This window comes from Streptosporangium sp. NPDC050148 (assembly GCF_055586505.1).
The window spans coordinates 14,375-31,795 of the sequence record NZ_JBVJIA010000006.1 but is presented as its reverse complement, the minus strand read 5'-3'; the positions used below and the strand labels follow the sequence as shown (position 1 = coordinate 31,795).

Here is a 17,421-nt window from a genome sequence, read left to right as displayed (position 1 = left end):
GTCACGGAACAGCCGACAGTGCGGTCTTCTCGACTGACCCGGGAGTCAAGATTCACCGTTCGATTTCTGCATGCGCAAAAATCCCGACAGTTCACTGAGACCCGCCACGTAGGCCGTACGGCCTCCTCGAAGATTTTCGGGCTCGCCCCCGCGAGCGCCACGCTCTTATCTTCCGGGAAGGGCACATGAACCATCCCCACATCGCCATCACGGGTGGCGCCGGATTCCTCGGCTCCCATCTGTGTGAACGCCTCCTGGGGGAGGGATACCACGTCACCTGCGTGGACAACTTCTCCACGGGATCGATGACCAACGTCGAGCACCTCATGCCCCGTACGGGGTTCCGGATGCTCCGCGCCGACGTGTCCCTGCATCTCAGAGTTCCCGAAGAACTGGACGCGATTCTTCATCTCGCCTCCCCGGCCTCTCCCACCGACTACCTGCGGCTGCCGATCGACACGCTGCGCGTCGGTTCCAGCGGGACGTTCAACGCGCTGGAGCTCGCCAAGGAGAAGGGGGCGCGGTTCCTGCTCGCCTCGACCTCCGAGGCCTACGGCGACCCGCTGGTCCACCCGCAGCCCGAGGGCTACTGGGGCAACGTCAACCCGATCGGGCCGCGGGGAGTGTACGACGAGGCGAAACGCTTCGCGGAGGCGATGACGATGGCCTACCGGCGTGCCGGTGACGTCGACACGGCGATCGTGCGGATCTTCAACACGTTCGGCCCGCGGATGCGTCCCTTCGACGGCAGGGCCATCCCCACCTTCATCCGGCAGGCGCTCCGCGGCGAGCCCGTCACCGTCTCCGGGGACGGCAGCCAGACCAGGTCGATCTGTTACGTGGACGACCTGATCGACGGGATCGTCCGCATGCTCAACTCCAACCTCGAAGGGCCGATCAACCTCGGCAACCCGCACGAGATCTCGATGCTGGACCTCGCCGAGTGGATCAAACGGCTCACCGGCTCGTCCTCCGAGATCGCCTTCGTCCCGCGTCCGCAGGACGACCCCTCGGTGCGGTGCCCCGACATCACGCTGGCCCGCACCCGGCTGGGCTGGACCCCCCGCGTCCCCATCGAGGAGGGCCTGGAACGGACCGTGGAATGGTTCCGCGCCCATCCGGGCCTGTGGGACGACGAGGCGTCCGCCGGCGGGACGGCACCCGGGCGGCCGGGCACCGGGCCGCTGGCGGCCCCGGTCCCCGCGGCCCAGTAGGGGGTGCGATGAACCTGGGGACCCGCGCCGCGCGCGACGACGACTACGCCGACCTCTTCCGGCAGGACGCGTCCCAGCCGCACTGGGCCTGCGACTACGCCGACCGGCTGGCCAGGCGGCATCCGCCGGAGCGGCGCATCCTCATCCAGACCAGCATGTCGCCGAGCGGGCCGTTCCACGTCGGGAACTTCCGGGACACCGCGATCGCCCATCTGGTGCACCGCGCGCTGCGGCGGATGGGCCGCCGGTCGGCGATCCTGCTGAGCTTCGACGACTTCGACCCGATCCGCGCCGGCCAGGCCGCCCGGCAGCCGGAGCTGGCCGGGTACGCCGCGCGCCCGCTGGGCGCGGTCCCGGCGCGTTCCACCGCCATCTGCCGCCGCTACATCGCCGAGCTGAAGCAGGCCGGCATCTGCCCTCCCGAGGCGGACGCCGACGGCCGCACCCCGCCCGGCTCGCACTGGCAGACCCACTACCAGCACAAACGCTACCTCGCGGGGACCTACACCCGCCTGCAGGGGCGCTACCAGCGGCACGCGGGGAAACTCGCGAAGCTGCTCGGGGCCAAGGCGCCGGAAGGCCTGTTCAACGTCTACTGCGAGCAGTGCGGCCGCGGCACCACCGTCATCCTCGGCCTCGGCGCGGCGCGGGTGCGCTACGCCTGCCGGTCCTGCGGCGCGATCGCGGTGACCGGGAGGCTCGGCGTCGTCAAGCCGTCGTGGGCGCTGGACTGGACGCTGCGGGTCACCCACGAGCAGATCGACTGCGAGCCCGCCGGGCAGGACCACTGCAGCGCGGGCAGCACGATGGACCGCACCCGGGTGATCTACCGGCGGTTCCTCGGTTCCCGCCAGCCGGTCATCGTGCCCTACGGGCTGGTCCGCCAGTTCGCCGACCGGGGCAAGGTCTCCGGCTCGCGCGGTGGCGGCATCACGCTCGGCGACCTGCTCCCGATCATGCCTCCGGCCATGATCCTCTGGCTGTACGGCAGGACCAACTGCAAGGCCGACTTCCGGATCAGCACCGAACGCGCGGGCTTCCTGGGGAGCTACGCGGCCTACGACGCGTTCCTCGACGCGGCGCGCGGCGGTGACCGGCGGGCGCGCGTGCTCCACGAGCTCACCACCGACGAGGAGGTGCCCGCTCCGGCGCCGCGGATGCGGACCGTGCTCGGCCTGCTGCACGGCCTGTGCTACGACACCGACCTCGTCGCCGCCGAGCTCGGCGGCACCCCCGAGGCCCATGAGCGCGCGCGGTACGCGCGGGCGTGGCTGGCGGTGCACGGCCGCTGCTGGATCGACGCCGAGCGGGACGACGTCCCGGACGCCGCCGGGCTGATCGCGACCGGTGACCTGCCGGAACGCTGGTCCCGCGACGCGTACCGGACGCTCACCCTGACGTTGTTCGGCACACAGGACGGCCCGCCGCTGAGGCGGCTGGAGCAGGTCTTCGGCCGGGAGGCGATCGTGGCCGCGGTCCGCGCCTACGCCGACCGCGGCGAGCGTCCCCTGCGCGAACGGGTCCTGGCCCGGTTACGGTCGGGTGATCCCGGTGCACGTTGAGATCGTCGACCCGACGGCCGAGCCGGTACCCGCCGACTGGGAGATCTTCCGCAAGCAGGAGCGGCTCGCCGCCGCCTGGCAGGCCGATGCCCTCACCGCGTACGCCTGGTGCGCCCAGCGCCCGGTCCGCCTCGCCGTGGTCCGCGACGGCGGCCAGGTGGCGGGCATGTTCCTCGGTGACGTGGGCGGCCTGCCCGCCCGCCGCGACCGCTACGCGCGGCCCGGGTCGCTGCCCCCGGCCGGATGGTTCGACTGCCGGTTGCCGCTCGGGTTCACCCCCGGCTTCGCCTTCGCGGCGAGGCTCGACGAGGTGGAGCGCCGGGCCGTGCTGAGGGCGTTCGAGAGGGCGACGCGGCGCCGGTTGGGCCGGCACTGCCTGGGCATCGTGTACCGGCAGGTCGGCACCGGCGAACTGCCGCTGGTGGCGGGCCGGTCCCGCCCCCGGGTGGCCACCGCGCCGAACACCCTGCTGGTCAACCGCTGGTCCGACCCGGAGGAGTACCTCGCCGGGCTGCCGCGCGGGCGGCGGCAGCGGTTCCGCCGGATCCACGCCGAGGCCGCGGAGACGACCGAGCCGCTGCACGCCGTCGGCACCGTGGACCCCGCCCAGGCCAGCAGGCTGGCGCACCTGACCGACCTGAAGCACGGCGGCGGCAGACCCCCCATCCCCCTGGGCTACTTCGGCCATCTCAACGGCGAGGGCGGGGTGTGCTACTTCGGGCACCGCGAAGGGAACCGGCTGCTCTCGTTCGACCTGGCCTTCGACACGGGCGACCGGCTGATCACCACGGTCACCGGCTCCCTGGACATCCGGGACGGCGGCCGTCGCGACCTCTACTTCGATCTCTACCTCCAGGAGATCGACTACATGATCCGGAAAGGCCGGGACGGGATCGAGTTCGGCAAGGGAATGGCCGAGCTCAAGCAGCGGTTCGGCTGCGACCTCGTACCGCAGACCCTCGTGGTCGCCCCGTGGTGACCCGTGGAAAGGACAGGACGATGAAGTTCGACGAGGCGCTCGCCCGGCACCTGAAGGCGATCGACGAGCGGGACCTGGACGGTTACCTGGAGACCGTCCACCAGGACGCGACGCTGATCCTGCCCAACGGCACGCTGCTGACCGGCAAGGACGAGATCGCGAAGTTCCACCGCGACTGGTTCGCCGACCAGGACTGGTCGATGAGCTCGGAGACCGTCCGCGTCAGCGAGACCGGCGACTCGGCCTTCGCCCTGCTCGCCGTCGCCTACGACGACGTCGACCCCGAGGGCGCCCCGTACCGGAAGACCTACCACCTCACGCTGGTCTTCGCCCGGAGCGACGGGCGCTGGCTGCTCGTCCACGACCAGAACACCTTCAACTGACCGGACGGCGAGGCACGGCGGGAACGACGGGGAACCACGGGGAACGACGGGGAACGACGGGGGACGGGGCATGTTCGGGGAATCGCGCGGCTACTCGTGGCGCGCCGGTGAGCGGGCCTACCGGGCCGCGGTGGCACGGGCCTTCGCGACCGTGCCCCACTACCGGGAGATGTGGGCCGACGCCGGGGCCGTCCTGGACGATCCCGCTCCCCTGCCCGCGGCCGGCCTGGACGACCTGCTGCCCACGCTGTACCCCTTCGCCGCCCCGCACCTTCCGCGTACGGACGTGGTGCCGTGGCTCGGCGAGCCCGGCGAGCTGTACGAGGCGCTGCGGCTCACCGGGGTCCACCGGAGCGACCGCCCGCTGTTCGAGGTGCGGACGGCGCTGCTGGACTGGCGGCGGCTGGGACCCCGGCGTGGCCGCTACGCGGTGCTGCTCTGCGCGCACGCCGAGACGGCCGACCCGAGGCTGCGCTCCGACGGGATCCGGGCGTTCCACGACGCCCGCGAGCCCGGACTGCTCGGCGACCCCGGCCAGGTCGAGGAACTGCGCCGGGGTCACACCGGGCAGGTGCGCGTGTTCCTGCGCAGGCCCCTCGGCGAGCTGCACGAGCACGCCGTGCCCGCCGGGAGCGGGCCCCGCGGAGGGGACGCGGACGCGGGCGGGCCGCGAGGGCGTGACCGGGGCGCCGGCCGGCCGGCCGAGGTGCTGTGGGACGCCCGTCTCGGTTACCTCGGGGCCCGGCACCGCGAGTGCGGCCGGATGCACACGAACTGGCGGCGCGTCCACGTCCGGCCGCACGCCACGGGACCGCTGTTCACCATGCTGCGCCGTACCCGTCCCACGCTCGTGAACGTCGTCCCGCCGGGCACCGCCGGTCTGGTGCCCGAACTCTGCCCCCGGCACGGCACCCCTGTGCTGGTCGCCCGCGGACAGACCTGACGTCCCGTCCGGAGCCGGTGAGCCGGCCCCGGACGCGACCCGCCCCATGAAGATCGTGAAAAGCGCCGGTCCTCCCCGAGAGCCGCGCCTTTCGCCGGACAGACACCGTGAACGCAGAGAAAGGCGCCCGGACACCATGGCGAACCCCACCCTGAAAGAGCAGACCGACCAGCGCATCCGCGAGCACATCGAGACCCGGTACGCCGACGACAAGGTCGTGCGCAAACTCTCCCAGCACTACCGGCGGGAGGGATACGTGAAGCTGCGGGGCCTGGTCCCCGACGACCTGTTCCAGGAGGTCTCCCAGGAGGTGCACCGTCTCCTCGACGAGCACGGCCAGCGGATCGACATCCACCTCAAGGAGACCGGCAACACGCCCCGGTACATGACCACCATCAGCCAGCAGGCGATCGCCAAGGGCAGCGAGCTCATCCCCGCCGTCTACGAGTCGCAGGCCCTGATGGGCTTTTTGTCCAGGCTCGCCGCGCAGCCGGTGCTGGAGTGCCCGTGGGAGGAGGAGAAGTACATCGCCATCCGCCAGCACAGGAAGGGCGACACCCACGGCTGGCACTGGGGCGACTTCAGCTTCACGGTCATCTGGATCATCGAGGCGCCGGACGCGAAGTACGGCGGCCAGCTGCAGTGCATCCCGCACACCGACTGGGACAAGAACGACCCGCAGGTCGAGGACTACCTGCTGGAGCACCCGATCAAGACCTACGGGCACGTCACCGGCGACCTGTACTTCCTGCGGTCGGACACGACCCTGCACCGGACGATCCCCCTCAACGCCGACCGGACGCGCATCATCCTCAACACGTGCTGGGGAAGTGAGTCCGACCTGAAGAAGGAAGCGACCCACGAGACCATGAACGCGATGTTCGACTGACACGACCCCTCCGCCGAACATGTCGCCGACGCCCATGGCGGCCGCGGGTGCGAGCGCGCAGAACGCTCGCATGCCGCGGCCCGGCATCACAGCCATGATCCCCTGTTACAACGAGGCCGCCTGCGTCGAGCAGGCCTACCGCGAGATCCGGTCCGAGCTGCTGCGGTACGACGACGTCGAGATCCTGTTCATCGACGACGGCAGCGACGACGGCACGCTGGACGCGATCAAGTCCTTCGCCGCCCAGGACCCCCTGGTCAAGTACATCTCCTTCGCGCGGAACTTCGGCCTGGAGGCCGCCTTCTCGGCGGGTTTCAAGTACGCCTCCAAGCCGTGGACGGTGCAGTTCGACGCCGACCTGCAGTCCCCGCCCGAGGAGATGCACCGCCTGGTGGAAAAAGCGCTGGAGGGCTACGACGTGGTCTTCGCGGTCAGGGAGAACCGCCAGGACCCGTGGTACCGGCGTCTCGGTACCTGGGGACATCAGATGATCGCGCGCAGGTGGCTCGGGATCGAGATCCCTGCGGGCGCCTCGGTGTTCCGGATCGCCCGTACCTGCGTGGCGCGCAAGGTCGTCGACAGCCGGCTGTCCACGCCCTACTTCTCCGCCACCGCCCCGCTGCTCGGCGCGCGGTACACGACCCTGCCCACCTCGCACCGGCCTCGGGTGGCCGGCCAGGGCAAGTGGAACCTGCGCAAGCTCGCCGGGCACGCCATCGAGCTCTTCGTCGGTTTCTCCTTCCGGCCGCTGGTCTGGCTCTACGCGCTGGCCACGGCGATGCTGGCCGCGGGCGTGCTGCTCCTCGAACTGTTCTGGACGGGCTTCGCCGGGCACGACGCGCTGGCCACGGCCGGGCTCGCCACCAGCCTGATCACGCTGCTCGTCGTGGTCGTGGTGGCCCGCTATCTCGTGCGCGTCATGCGGGTGCAGGCGATCGGGATGCCGCGCTACCAGATCCGCGAGGCCAACATCGTCGTCCGCGCCGACGAGGCCCTCTACGGCCAGGAGACGCCTTACCTCACCGCCGACATCTGGGAGGACGTCAGTTGAGCGCCCGGAACATCATCGTGCTCGGCGGAGGCGAGGACCAGATCCCCGCCTACCGCGAGGCCCGGCGGCTCGGTTACCACGTGATCGGCGTGGACCAGCGGCCCGACGCGCTCGGCGCCGCGGAGGCCGACCGGTTCCTCTGCATGACCAGCAGGGACCCCGCGGCCATCGCGGCGACGCTCGGGCCCATCGACGTCGCGGCGGTGATCTCACCGGCCAGCGACGCCGCCCAGGAGTCCGTCGCCGAGCTGAGCCGGATCTACGGCACGGCGCACCAGCCGTCCCCCGGCGCGCTGCGCTGCTCGGTCGACAAGGGGTTCTTCCGCGCGCTGGTCGCCCGGCTCGGCCTGCCGAGCCACGCGTACGTGCAGGACGGCAGCACCGAGGTGCTGCTGGCCGCCGCCGGGCGGATGCGCCACCCGTTGATCGTCAAGCCCGCCGACTCCTCGGGCAGCAAGGGCATCACGGCCATCGGCACCCCGGCGGACCTGCGGGGCGCGATCGAGCACGCCTGGAAGTACTCCTTCTCGCACCAGGTGATCATCGAGGAGATCGTGTCCGGCAGGCACTGCTCGGCGGAGTGCTTCTTCACCGGCGGCCGGCTGGGGTTCATGGCGGTGACCGACCGCACGATCACCGGCCCGCCGGAGATGATCAGTCTCGCCCACGTGGTGCCGGCCGACCTCGACGCGTCCGTCCACGCGCGGCTCCGGGAGGCGATCGTCATGATCTGCGCGGAGGCCGGGCACGAGCACGGCCCCGTCAACCTGGACTTCGTGCTGACGCCCGAGGGCGACATCCACTTCATCGAGATGGGCGCCCGGCTCGGCGGCAACGGCATGCCGCTGATGGTGCGGCACGCGTTCGGGCTGAACACGGTCGAGGCGGCGATCCGGCTGGCGCTGGGCGAGCCGCTGGAGATCACCGCCCCCTTCCGGCGCACCGCCATGCTGCAGATCCTCACCTCGGAGGCCGACGGCGTCCTGCGGGACGTGGTCGGCATGGACGCGCTGCTGCGGATGCCCGAGGTGGTGGACGTGCAGGTGTTCAAGTCACCCGGCGACCGGGTGCACGCCTACCGGCAGGCCGCGCACAAACTCGGCTACCTGATGGTGGTCGCCGACACCAGGGAGTCGCTGATGCCGGCCCGGGACAGGGCGCTGGAAACCCTGCGGTTCGTGATCGAGAACGATGAGAAAGGGTCAGAATGATCCCCCCCAAGCACCGCAGATTCGCGATCTTCGCCTCGCTGGCGGTGATCGCCGCGGCGATCGTCTGGTTCGGCCTGCCACACGACCGCGAGGTGAAGTCGCTCTGGCTCTTCCTGTTCAAGCTGGTCCCGTTCGTGATGGCCGCGGAGGCGGTGGCCGCGCTCGACGTGGAGTGGGCGAAGCGGATGCGGCTCCCGCTCCTGCTCATCCCGCCGACCTTCCTGCTCTACTTCCTGTACTTCGTACCGAAGATCTTCTTCTTCGGCGGTGCCATCTCCGAGGACCCGACCTCCTTCGGCAACCTCTACTACCACGTCCTCACGCTGACGCCCATGATCATCCTGGCGCTGGCGCTGGCCTACCGGCTCGGCGGGGGCACGGCCGCGACCGTGCGCAGGCTCTCCTACGGGATGCTGCTGCTGATGCTGTCCGGCCTGGAGGACCTGGCCTTCCTCACGGTCAACGACCACACCGACCCGGCCTACGCCACGATTCCCGAGGTGTGGGAGTGGGCCTCGCACATCACGGTCTTCATCGGCCACCCGCCGACCAAGATGGAGGCCTACGCGTTCATCGTCGTGCACGTGATCCTGGCGCTCCTGGTCTTCCTCTCCCCGCAGCGCTGGTGGGAGGCCCTGGTCCGCTCGCCCCGCTCCCGGGCGGACGGCCCGGACGCCCCCGCCGCCTCCACCGCTCCCGGGGTCTCCCGGGCCGCCGACGCCCCCGGCGCCCCCGGCGCCCCCGGCACCTCCGGGACGGACGCCGCCCGAGCGGACGGTTCCCCCGCGAACAGGGGCTGACCGGTGTTCCTCCGCGAGGCCTGCTACATCCCGGTCACCGTCGCCAGGCAGTACGGCAGCCCCTCCGCCCTGCGACGGCGGCAGTTGCGCGAGCTGAACCGGATGATCGAGTACGCCCGGGCCCGCGTCCCGTACTACCGGGACGACCCCCGCTACTCCCGCCCGCCGCTGACCGCCCTGGCCGACCTGTCGGACCTGCCGGTGCTCGACAAGGAGGTGCTGCGCGAACGGCCGCTGGAGAACCTGCTCGCCGACGGTGTCGACCCGGCGACGTGCAGGTCCTTCCAGACCAGCGGCAGCACCGGCCGGCGGGTGCGGATCCTGCACGACGAGGCCTCCCACGACTACCACGGCGCCGCCCTCGTCCGCCGGTTCCTGGCCACCGGACGCTACCTGCCGACCGACCGGCTCACCCACATCCGGCCGTTCGCCCCGCCCGCCCGGATGTTCGAGCGCCTCAACCTGTTCCGCAGGCACGTGATCCTGTCGCACCGGCCGATGGCGGAGATCAAGGCCGAGCTGCTGGCCAACCGGCCCAAGGTCCTGATCGGCTACCCGGTCCACCTGCGCGCGCTGCTGCGCGCCCTCACCGACGCCGAGCTGACCCGGCTGAGACGGACCCTGCGGATCGTGATGACCGAGTCCGAGCTCCTGCTCCCCGAGCACCGGGCGATGTTCGCCGAGAGGTTCGGCGCGCCGGTGTTCGACGAGTACTCCGCGTTCGAGGTGCTCAACGTCGCCTACGACTGCACGCACGGCAGGGCGCACCTGAGCGAGGACCGCGTCCACTGCGAGATCGTCGACGACCGGGGGCGGGCCCTGCCCGCGGGCGAGGAGGGCCACGTCGTGGTCACCTCGTTCCTGGAGCGGGCCATGCCGCTCATCCGCTACGACCTCGGGGACATCGGCCTGATCGAGCCCGGCCGGTGCGGGTGCGGGCGCAGGTTCCGCGTCCTGCGGCTGACCAAGGCGCGCAGCAACGACTTCGTCACCCTCCCCGGCGGTGAGCGGCTCTACCCCGACGCGTTCCTGCACCTGGCCGCCACCCACCCGGGGATCAGCGAGTGCTTCGTCCACCAGGAGGCCACCGGGCTGGTCCGCCTGCACGTGGTCCCCGGCGCGGACGGCATGGACGGCGCGGACGGCGCGGACGGCGCGGACGGGCTCTTCGAGAGCGTACGGGCCAGGCTCTTCGAGCTGGCCGGGGGCGACTTCCCGCTGGAGGTGGTGACGGCCGAGTCCGTGACGATCACGCCGGGGGGCAAGGGGAAGTTCGTCACCTCCGACTACGCAGACGCTCCCGGATGACGGGCACCGGAACGACCGGTCCCGGGGTGACCGCCAGGAACCTGTTCGCCGTCGCCCCGAAGGTCATGGCATCGCTCGTCGGCGCGCGCATGGGCTACCGGGGGACGGTCGTGCTCGCCAACGTCGCCCTGGCGGGCGCGTGGGGTCCCACCGGTTACGCCGGTTACGCCGCGGCCATGGGCGGGGCGGCGTTCCTGCTCCCGATCGCCTCCCTCGGGATCGAGAAGTGCGCGCTGAAGCTCGTCCCGCGGGCCCGGCGCACCGTCGACCGGCTGATCGGGATCTTCGTCGCGCTCGCCGCCGTGCTGCTGCTGGCCTCGCTCGCCGTCCTGGCCGTGCTGCTCCTGGGCCGCGACGACCCGCTGCTGCCGGGCCTGGCCGGGCTGTGGGCGATCTGCGCGGGGGGCAACCAGGTGCTGGTCGGCCTGAGCCGCGCCGTGGACCGGCCGGGCAGGGACGTGGCCAACCATCTCGTCCTGGCGGCGGTGCTGGCCGGGCTGACGGTCGCCGCGGTGACGGGCACCCCGCCCACCACGTTCCTGGCCCTGTACACCCTCACCCTGATCGTGCTCAACGCGGCGCTGCTGGCCGGGTTGCGGCCCGACTTCACCGGGCTGCGCCGCAGGACGTTGGTCCGCGTCTCGGTCGGCACCTCGGCGCTCATGGCGGTCGCCGACGTGGTGGGCGGCGTCTCGGTCAGCCTGCTGTTCCTGGCGCTGTCCGTGACGGGTGCCGAGGACGAGAGCGGCGGGCTCTACCTGGCCGTCATCGCCTCCTCGGTCCTGCTGAACGCCTTCGCCTACCTGCTGCGCATCCTGCAGCCGCAGGTGTCGCGCGAACTGCACCAGCGCGACCTGACCTCGATGCTCGGCACGCTCGCCCGCTGGCTGCGGCTGCTGGTGCTCGCCGGGGTGCCCTACCTGGCGCTCACCCTGGGCGCCTCGCTCCTGCTGCTCAGGGACCTGGGCGGGCCCGGGGTCCTGGTGCTGTACGCGGCCTGCGTGCCGATCCTCTTCGCGATGGGCAGCGTCAACTACCTGATGGAGAACGCCACCCCGCGGACACTCCGGACGACCGCGTACGGGGCGGCCGTCTCCCTCGTCGCCATGGGGGCGCTCGCCTTCGCCGTCGTGCCCTGGGCGGGCGCGCTCGGCGCGGTGACCGTGCTCGGCTGCGGCGAACTCGTCCACGCCGCCGTCGTCCTGCGCCGGCTCCCCCCCGGAGGGTCACGACGCCGGCCCACACCAGGAGTGTGACCATGCATCCGGAAACACCGCTCGAAGAGACGGAAGAGCGGCTCATGCCCGCTCCCGCGCGAGGTGTCGCCGTCGCCGTCGGCCTGACCGCGGCGGCCGTGCTGCTGCTCGTCGTCGTCGGGCTCTCCGTGTCGTCGCCCGCGGTCCACCGGGCGGCCGCGGACGCGGCGCACGCCTCGTCCCCGATCCAGCTGATGGCGCGCCTCTTCCTCGCCGTCGCCGTGATCGGCGGCCTGGCCTCGCTCGGCGGCGTGCTGGCCAGGCGCGTCGGCCAGCCTCCGGTGATCGGCGAGATCATGGCCGGTCTGCTCCTCGGGCCGTCCGTGCTCGGCTCGCTCGCCCCGGGCGTGGTCTCCGCCGTCCTGCCGGACACCGTCCTGCCGCATCTGAACCTCATCGCCCAGGCCAGCCTCGCGCTGTTCATGTTCACCGTGGGCGCCGAGTTCGACCACGGCGTGCTCGGCCGTCAGCGGGGGGTCATCGGAGCGGCCAGCCAGGCGATGATGGTCGTCCCGTTCGCCCTCGGCGTGGTCGCCGCGCTGCCGCTGTTCGACATGTTCGCGGGTGACTCGGTCGGGCTCGTCCCGTTCGCCGTCTTCGTCGGTACCGCGCTGAGCGTCACGGCGTTCCCCGTGCTCGCCCGGATCGTGCGGGAGACCGGGCTGGACGGCACCCGGCTCGGGTCGCTCGCCATGATCTGCGCGGCCGTCGCCGACGTGCTCGCCTGGTGCGCGCTGGCCGTGGTGCTCGCCATCCTGCGCGCGGAGGGCGCGTCCGGCGTCGTGGTCGCGCTCTCGCTCACCGTCGCCCTCTGCGCGGTGCTCCTGCTGGTGGTGCGACCGGCGTTGCGGGCCCTGGCGCTGCGGTACGCGCACCGGCGACTGCCCGCTCCCGCCTGCCTCGGCCTGGTGCTGGGCCTCGTGTTCGCGCTGGCCGCGGTCACCGACCTGATCGGCGTTCACGCCATCTTCGGCGGTTTCCTCGCCGGTGTCGTGCTGCCGAGGGAGGCCAGGGTGCTGGGTACCGTGCCGGCCCGCCTGGGCACGTTCAACCAGGTACTGCTGCTCCCGGTCTTCTTCGCCTCGATCGGCCTCCAGGTGGACGTCCGGTTCGCCGTCTCCCATCCCGGGGTGCTGCTGGGCGGCGCGCTGCTGCTGGTGGTGGCGATCCTCGGCAAGCTCGGCAGCGCGTGGCTGGTCACCCTGGCCGGAGGCATGCCCCCCAGGCTCGCCCTCGGCCTCGGGGTGCTGATGAACGCCCGCGGCATCACCGAGATCGTCGTGCTCAGCTCGGGCCTCAGCATCGGCGTCATCAACGGCAACGCGTTCACCGTGCTGGTGATCATGGCGCTCGTCACCACCGTCATGACCGTTCCCAGCCTCCGCCTGCTCGGCCTCACCCGGCCGGCGGCGGGGCGACGTCCCGCCTCGGAACGCCAGGTCATCACGACCGGCGGAAAGGAAATCCCCCTATGACGATCACTTCCCTGGTCACCGGCGGCGCCGGGTTCATCGGCTCGCACGTCGCGGCCGAGCTGGTGCGGGCGGGTCACCGGGTCGTCGTCCTCGACGACCTCTCCGGAGGCGACGCGGCCAACGTGCCGGACGGCGCGCACTTCGTCGCCGGGAGCGTCTGCGACGCCGGGCTCGTCGACTCGCTGTTCGCGCAGTGGCGGTTCACCTACGTGTTCCACCTGGCGGCCTACGCCGCGGAGGGACTGAGCCACTTCATCAAACGGTACAACTACACCAACAACGTCATCGGCAGCGTCAACCTCATCAACGCCTCGGTCAACACGGGGACCGTGCGGTGCTTCGTCTTCACCTCCTCGATCGCGGTCTACGGCGACGCCGAGCCGCCGATGAGCGAGGACCTCACCCCCCTGCCGATCGACTCGTACGGGATCGCCAAGTACGCCGTCGAGCAGGAGCTGAAGGTCAGCCACGAGATCTTCGGCCTGCCGTACATCGTCTTCCGCCCGCACAACGTGTACGGCGAACGCCAGAACATCGGCGACCGCTACCGCAACGTCATCGGCATCTTCATGAACCAGATCCTGCGCGGGGAGTCCTGCACGATCTTCGGGGACGGCGAGCAGACGCGCGCGTTCAGCTACATCGACGACGTGGCGCTGCCCATCGCCCGTTCGGTGGACAACCCGCGGGCGTACGGCCAGACCTTCAACATCGGCGGCGACACGCCCTACACCGTCAACGAGCTGGCGACCACCGTGGCCGCGGCCATGGACGCGCCCCTGCGGGTGGAGCACCTTCCCGCGCGCCACGAGGTCGTGCACGCGTACTCCTCCCACGAGAAGGCGCGGGACGTCCTGGGGGTCGGCGCCGGCTCGGTGCCGCTCGCGGAGGGGATCGCCAGGATGGCCGCCTGGGCCCGGAAGCAGGGACCGCAGGAACCCTCCGTGTTCGACGGGATCGAGATCGACAAGAACATGCCGCCGTCGTGGCGGGCCGTGTCCAGGATCCCCTGACGACGGCCTCCTCCCCGGGCACCGCGGGAGCGCGCGCGACCCCGGCATCGCGGAAGCGGCCGGGCCTCGTCCGGGTCCCGCCCGGGCCTCGTCCGGGTCCCGCCCGGACGAGGTGGGCGGCGCGGGACGTCAGAGGAGCCTCGCCACGGCCTCCGTGGTCTCCTGCCAGACCCGGGGGAACTCCTCGCTCGCGCGCTCGGCCCGGGCCCGCTCCAGCCCGGTCAGCACGCCGTAGGTGAAGGTGTCCTCCCCGGCCCGCCGGGCGTTCTCGGCCTCGGCCGCCAGCCGTTCCTGGGCGACGACGCCGTCCATGTGGGTGCCCAGCACCTCCTGGACGGCTTCGGCCAGCTTGGCCAGCCTGGTCATGCCGATGACCTCGGCGGTGTAGCGGGCGCCCTTGGCCGCCTTGCGCACGTCGTGCATGGCGAGCTCGCGCTCGGTGATGTTCTCGATGGCCTGGGCGGTGGCGTAGGCGTCGGTGACCCTGCGCCAGCTTCTGGCGGCGACGCTCTCCAGGGTGTCGGCGGGCTTGTGGGCGGCCTTGGTGAGCACCGGGGTGGCGACCAGGTCGTCGAGGGCGTCGAGCAGGGCGAAGTAGCGCTCACCGCCGAGGACGTCCCTGATCCGGTCCAGGGCCTCGTGCTCCTCGTCCAGCAGGTCCGAGCTGAGGCGCGTCCCGACCGGGCCGACGATCAGGGAGCCCTCCAGCGCGCCGAGCCTGTCGGCGAACCGGTCGCGGATGACCTCCAGGTCGCGCGCCTCGCCGAGGACCGCGCCGAGCCACCTGAGCTCCTTCTGGACGGTCCCGGTCCCCTTCACGATCCCCTTGAACGACTTCAGCGCGCTGCGCAGCCGCCGGGCGGCGACGCGCATCTGGTGCACGGCGTCCTCCTCGGCCTTGCGGACCCGGGGGTCCTGCGCCAGCAGCGCGCCGACCTGGGTGCCGAGGTAGGCGAGCACGACCTGGCCCGCCGAGCCCGGCTCGACCTCGGTGCGGGGGTGCTCGGACACCGCTCCGGCGGCACCGAGCAGGCGGGCGAGCTTGCTGGCCGACTCCGCGGGGACGGCCCCGGCCTTGGTCAGCCGCCTGCCGACCTTCCTCAGCAGCTTCTCGTCACCCTCGATCAGCTCGGCCTCGACCTCGCGCCAGCGCTCGACGTGCGGACTCTCCCCGAGCACGGTGCCCTTGACCCGGTCGTCGGCGATCTCGACCAGCCGTACGCCCGCGCCGTTGACCACCGTGGTGACGGCACGGCGGGTGTCCAGCTCGGCGATGGCCACCAGCGGCGCGCCCCGCGTGTAGGCGAGCACCAGGTCCGCCAGCTCGACAGGAACGATCTTGGTACTCCGGGTCAGCGGGTGGACGATCTCCTGGCGGGCGCCCTTGGCCTTGGGGAGCTTGAGGTGCCAGCCGGGGTCGGTGCCTCCCCTGCGCCGGCGCAGGGTGATGCCCCGGGCGGCGAGCCTCAGATCGGGCGTGTCGAAGTAGAGGGCGACCAGCTGGTGGGTCTTGGGGCCCACGACATCGGCCGAGCCCGGAAGGCCGGCGAGGTCCGGCACCTCGTAGTCCACCGGGACGTCGAACTTGTCCTCGATCTCCATTGCCACAGGTCATCCCCTGGATTCTCAGATGTCCGTACGCTTCGCGGTATTCATTGATGCCCCGTCATCCGCACAGGAACCCGAATCGGACGCATTCCCCCAGGGCTGGCGGAAACCGAAACCGCGCCCATGGTTCTCCCGAGGACAGGAAACGGGCGCGTTGACCCGCGAGGGGATCGGCGCCCGCGCACCGGCCGGGACATCACCCGGCCCCGTCTCGCGGACGGGGCCGGGTGATGTCCCGTCTCGCGTGCGGGACCGGGCGCGGGGCCGGACGGACCGGGCGCGGGGCCGGGCCGGGTGCGGGACCGGGCCCGTCCGTCACCGCCGGGCGACCACGAAGATCCTGCGGAAGGGGAAGACGGTGCCGTACGGGCCGGGAGGGTAGGCCGCGCGCAGCGACACGGCGCAGTCGGCCAGGAAGCGGGTCGACTCGTCGGGGTCCAGCCGGTCGAGCATGGGACGCAGGGCGGTCCCGGTGATCCAGCCGAGCACCGGGTCCTCGCCGGGGAGCACGTGCAGGTAGGTGGTCTCCCAGGCGTCCACCCGGCAGCCCAGGCCGGCCAGCAGGGCCAGGTAGCCCGCCGGGTCGTCGACCGGGGAGCCCGGGGCCAGGTCGCCCAGCCGGTCGCGCCAGGTGCTGCGGCACAGCTCGCGGACCACGGCGTGGCTGGGGGCGTCGAAGTTGCCGGGCACCTGGAAGGCGAGCCATCCCTCGGGGGCGAGCGCCTCCACCCAGCGCGCCAGCAGCTCGCGGTGCCCGGGCACCCAGTGCAGGACCGCGTTGGACACGATCACGTCCACCGGCGCGGACGGGCGCCACCGGGTGACGTCGTCCACCGAGAAGGTCAGGGAGTCCCCGGCCGGGGCTTTCGCGATCATGGCGGGCGAGGAGTCGAACCCGTGGACGCGGGCGCCCGGCCAGCGCCTGGCGAGCTCCGCGGTGAGCTCACCGGTGCCGCAGCCCGCGTCGACCACGCTGCCGGGGTCGGACGCGGCTATCCTGGACACAAGATCGAAGAAGGGCCGGGAGCGCTCGTCGGCGTAGCGGCCGTAAACCGTGGGATCCCACACATCTCTTGACATCAAGATGATTGATACCCGTCGGAATATCTCGATGTCAAGACAGATAGACTCGGCGCCATGAGCCTGCACCACGCCGACCGCGACGCCGGGCCCGACGCCGGTACGAGGGACGAGGTCGACCTGCTGGTCGCCGCCTGGCGTCAGGAGCGGCCCGACCTCGACGTGGAGCCGCTCCAGGTGCTCAGCCGGGTCTCCCGGCTGGCCCGCCACCTCGACCGTGCCCGCCGGGCCGCCTTCGCCGAGCACGAGCTGGAGACCTGGGAGTTCGACGTGCTCACCGCCCTGCGCAGGGCCGGTGAGCCGTACGAGATGAGCCCGGGGGCGCTGCTGCGCGCGACGCTGGTGACGTCGGGGACCATGACCAACCGGATCGACCGGCTGGCCGCGGCCGGGCTGGTCAGGCGGCGTCCCGACCCCGAGGACCGGCGCGGCGTCCTGGTCTCGCTCACCGACGCCGGGCGAACCCGCGTGGACGGCGCCTTCGCCGACCTGCTCCGCCGCGAGCGCGAACTCCTGTCGGGCCTGGGGGAACGCGAGCGTCAGGTCCTGTCGGACCTGCTGCGCACACTGCTCGTCCCCTTCGACGCGGGCGACTCCGGAGCGCACTGACCGTCCGGCATCAGCGATCGCGCGCCGGCCCGCAGCCCGG

The 17,421-nt window shown here is 71.9% G+C and carries 16 protein-coding genes; 14 read left to right on the top strand and 2 right to left on the bottom strand.

Going from position 1 to position 17,421, the window contains the following annotated elements; genetic code table 11:
- Nucleotides 1–185 precede the first annotated feature (185 nt).
- From ACZ6RT_RS08010 to ACZ6RT_RS07950, 13 genes are all read left to right on the top strand, one after another.
- The gene (locus ACZ6RT_RS08010; protein WP_470152621.1) at nt 186–1,214 is read left to right on the top strand and encodes a UDP-glucuronic acid decarboxylase family protein; all 1,029 of its coding nucleotides are present in this window, start codon (nt 186–188) and stop codon (nt 1,212–1,214) included.
- Nucleotides 1,215–1,222: 8 nt separating this feature from the next.
- Nucleotides 1,223–2,776: a nucleotidyl transferase family protein gene (locus ACZ6RT_RS08005; protein WP_470152620.1), complete on the top strand. Its 1,554-nt coding sequence runs from the start codon at nt 1,223–1,225 to the stop codon at nt 2,774–2,776.
- On the top strand, nt 2,766–3,755 hold the full coding sequence (locus ACZ6RT_RS08000) for a hypothetical protein (protein ID WP_399188213.1): 990 nt from the start codon (nt 2,766–2,768) through the stop codon (nt 3,753–3,755). Before ACZ6RT_RS08005 ends, ACZ6RT_RS08000 begins: the two co-directional genes overlap by 11 nt.
- A gap of 20 nt (nt 3,756–3,775) precedes the next feature.
- On the top strand, nt 3,776–4,138 hold the full coding sequence (locus tag ACZ6RT_RS07995; RefSeq protein ID WP_399188215.1) for a YybH family protein: 363 nt from the start codon (nt 3,776–3,778) through the stop codon (nt 4,136–4,138).
- 70 nt (nt 4,139–4,208) lie between these two features.
- Nucleotides 4,209–5,081 (top strand): hypothetical protein, encoded by an 873-nt coding sequence (locus ACZ6RT_RS07990; RefSeq protein WP_399188217.1) that lies wholly within the window; start codon nt 4,209–4,211, stop codon nt 5,079–5,081.
- Between the two features lie 136 nt (nt 5,082–5,217).
- Entirely contained in the window at nt 5,218–5,970 is a 753-nt protein-coding gene (locus ACZ6RT_RS07985; protein WP_470152619.1) for a HalD/BesD family halogenase, read from the top strand.
- A gap of 94 nt (nt 5,971–6,064) precedes the next feature.
- A complete protein-coding gene (locus tag ACZ6RT_RS07980; RefSeq protein WP_399188221.1) occupies nt 6,065–7,021 on the top strand; it encodes a glycosyltransferase family 2 protein in 957 nt (318 codons plus the stop codon).
- Nucleotides 7,018–8,232 carry an ATP-grasp domain-containing protein gene (locus tag ACZ6RT_RS07975; protein ID WP_470152618.1) on the top strand — a complete coding sequence of 405 codons (1,215 nt, stop codon included), beginning with the start codon at nt 7,018–7,020 and terminating at the stop codon, nt 8,230–8,232. The genes ACZ6RT_RS07980 and ACZ6RT_RS07975 overlap by 4 nt, the downstream gene beginning before the upstream one ends.
- Nucleotides 8,229–9,032, top strand: a complete 804-nt coding sequence (locus tag ACZ6RT_RS07970; RefSeq protein ID WP_470152617.1) for a hypothetical protein — start codon at nt 8,229–8,231, stop codon at nt 9,030–9,032. The genes ACZ6RT_RS07975 and ACZ6RT_RS07970 overlap by 4 nt, the downstream gene beginning before the upstream one ends.
- A 3-nt stretch (nt 9,033–9,035) precedes the next feature.
- Nucleotides 9,036–10,340, top strand: coding sequence for a phenylacetate--CoA ligase family protein (locus ACZ6RT_RS07965; RefSeq protein ID WP_470152616.1), 1,305 nt, complete (start codon nt 9,036–9,038; stop codon nt 10,338–10,340).
- Complete coding sequence (locus ACZ6RT_RS07960; protein WP_470152615.1) at nt 10,337–11,596, top strand: hypothetical protein; 1,260 nt, start codon at nt 10,337–10,339, stop codon at nt 11,594–11,596. The genes ACZ6RT_RS07965 and ACZ6RT_RS07960 overlap by 4 nt, the downstream gene beginning before the upstream one ends.
- A 2-nt stretch (nt 11,597–11,598) precedes the next feature.
- Nucleotides 11,599–13,071 (top strand): cation:proton antiporter, encoded by a 1,473-nt coding sequence (locus ACZ6RT_RS07955; RefSeq protein ID WP_399188232.1) that lies wholly within the window; start codon nt 11,599–11,601, stop codon nt 13,069–13,071.
- Entirely contained in the window at nt 13,068–14,084 is a 1,017-nt protein-coding gene (locus ACZ6RT_RS07950) for an NAD-dependent epimerase/dehydratase family protein (protein WP_399188234.1), read from the top strand. Before ACZ6RT_RS07955 ends, ACZ6RT_RS07950 begins: the two co-directional genes overlap by 4 nt.
- A gap of 129 nt (nt 14,085–14,213) precedes the next feature.
- Here ACZ6RT_RS07950 and ACZ6RT_RS07945 read toward each other — a convergent pair whose 3' ends face one another.
- Both ACZ6RT_RS07945 and ACZ6RT_RS07940 read right to left on the bottom strand, forming a co-directional pair.
- Nucleotides 14,214–15,686, bottom strand: coding sequence for a CYTH and CHAD domain-containing protein (locus tag ACZ6RT_RS07945; RefSeq protein WP_470152745.1), 1,473 nt, complete (start codon nt 15,684–15,686; stop codon nt 14,214–14,216).
- Between the two features lie 321 nt (nt 15,687–16,007).
- Nucleotides 16,008–16,772 (bottom strand): trans-aconitate 2-methyltransferase, encoded by a 765-nt coding sequence (locus ACZ6RT_RS07940; RefSeq protein ID WP_470152614.1) that lies wholly within the window; start codon nt 16,770–16,772, stop codon nt 16,008–16,010.
- A gap of 57 nt (nt 16,773–16,829) precedes the next feature.
- Between ACZ6RT_RS07940 and ACZ6RT_RS07935 the strand changes: the two genes are divergently transcribed.
- A complete protein-coding gene (locus ACZ6RT_RS07935; RefSeq protein WP_399188238.1) occupies nt 16,830–17,381 on the top strand; it encodes a MarR family winged helix-turn-helix transcriptional regulator in 552 nt (183 codons plus the stop codon).
- Nucleotides 17,382–17,421 lie beyond the last annotated feature (40 nt).

Bases quoted from the DNA above. Each gene is read 5' to 3' on its own strand.
- ACZ6RT_RS07950 (WP_399188234.1), top strand. From the start codon at position 13,068: ATGACGATCACTTCCCTGGTCACCGGCGGCGCCGGGTTCATCGGCTCG.
- ACZ6RT_RS07980 (WP_399188221.1), top strand. From the start codon at position 6,065: ATGATCCCCTGTTACAACGAGGCCGCCTGCGTCGAGCAGGCCTACCGC.
- ACZ6RT_RS07970 (WP_470152617.1), top strand. From the start codon at position 8,229: ATGATCCCCCCCAAGCACCGCAGATTCGCGATCTTCGCCTCGCTGGCG.
- ACZ6RT_RS07955 (WP_399188232.1), top strand. From the start codon at position 11,599: ATGCATCCGGAAACACCGCTCGAAGAGACGGAAGAGCGGCTCATGCCC.
- ACZ6RT_RS08010 (WP_470152621.1), top strand. From the start codon at position 186: ATGAACCATCCCCACATCGCCATCACGGGTGGCGCCGGATTCCTCGGC.
- ACZ6RT_RS07940 (WP_470152614.1), bottom strand. From the start codon at position 16,772: ATGTCAAGAGATGTGTGGGATCCCACGGTTTACGGCCGCTACGCCGAC.
- ACZ6RT_RS07995 (WP_399188215.1), top strand. From the start codon at position 3,776: ATGAAGTTCGACGAGGCGCTCGCCCGGCACCTGAAGGCGATCGACGAG.
- ACZ6RT_RS07935 (WP_399188238.1), top strand. From the start codon at position 16,830: ATGAGCCTGCACCACGCCGACCGCGACGCCGGGCCCGACGCCGGTACG.
- ACZ6RT_RS07960 (WP_470152615.1), top strand. From the start codon at position 10,337: ATGACGGGCACCGGAACGACCGGTCCCGGGGTGACCGCCAGGAACCTG.
- ACZ6RT_RS07985 (WP_470152619.1), top strand. From the start codon at position 5,218: ATGGCGAACCCCACCCTGAAAGAGCAGACCGACCAGCGCATCCGCGAG.
- ACZ6RT_RS08005 (WP_470152620.1), top strand. From the start codon at position 1,223: ATGAACCTGGGGACCCGCGCCGCGCGCGACGACGACTACGCCGACCTC.
- ACZ6RT_RS07990 (WP_399188217.1), top strand. From the start codon at position 4,209: ATGTTCGGGGAATCGCGCGGCTACTCGTGGCGCGCCGGTGAGCGGGCC.
- ACZ6RT_RS07945 (WP_470152745.1), bottom strand. From the start codon at position 15,686: ATGGAGATCGAGGACAAGTTCGACGTCCCGGTGGACTACGAGGTGCCG.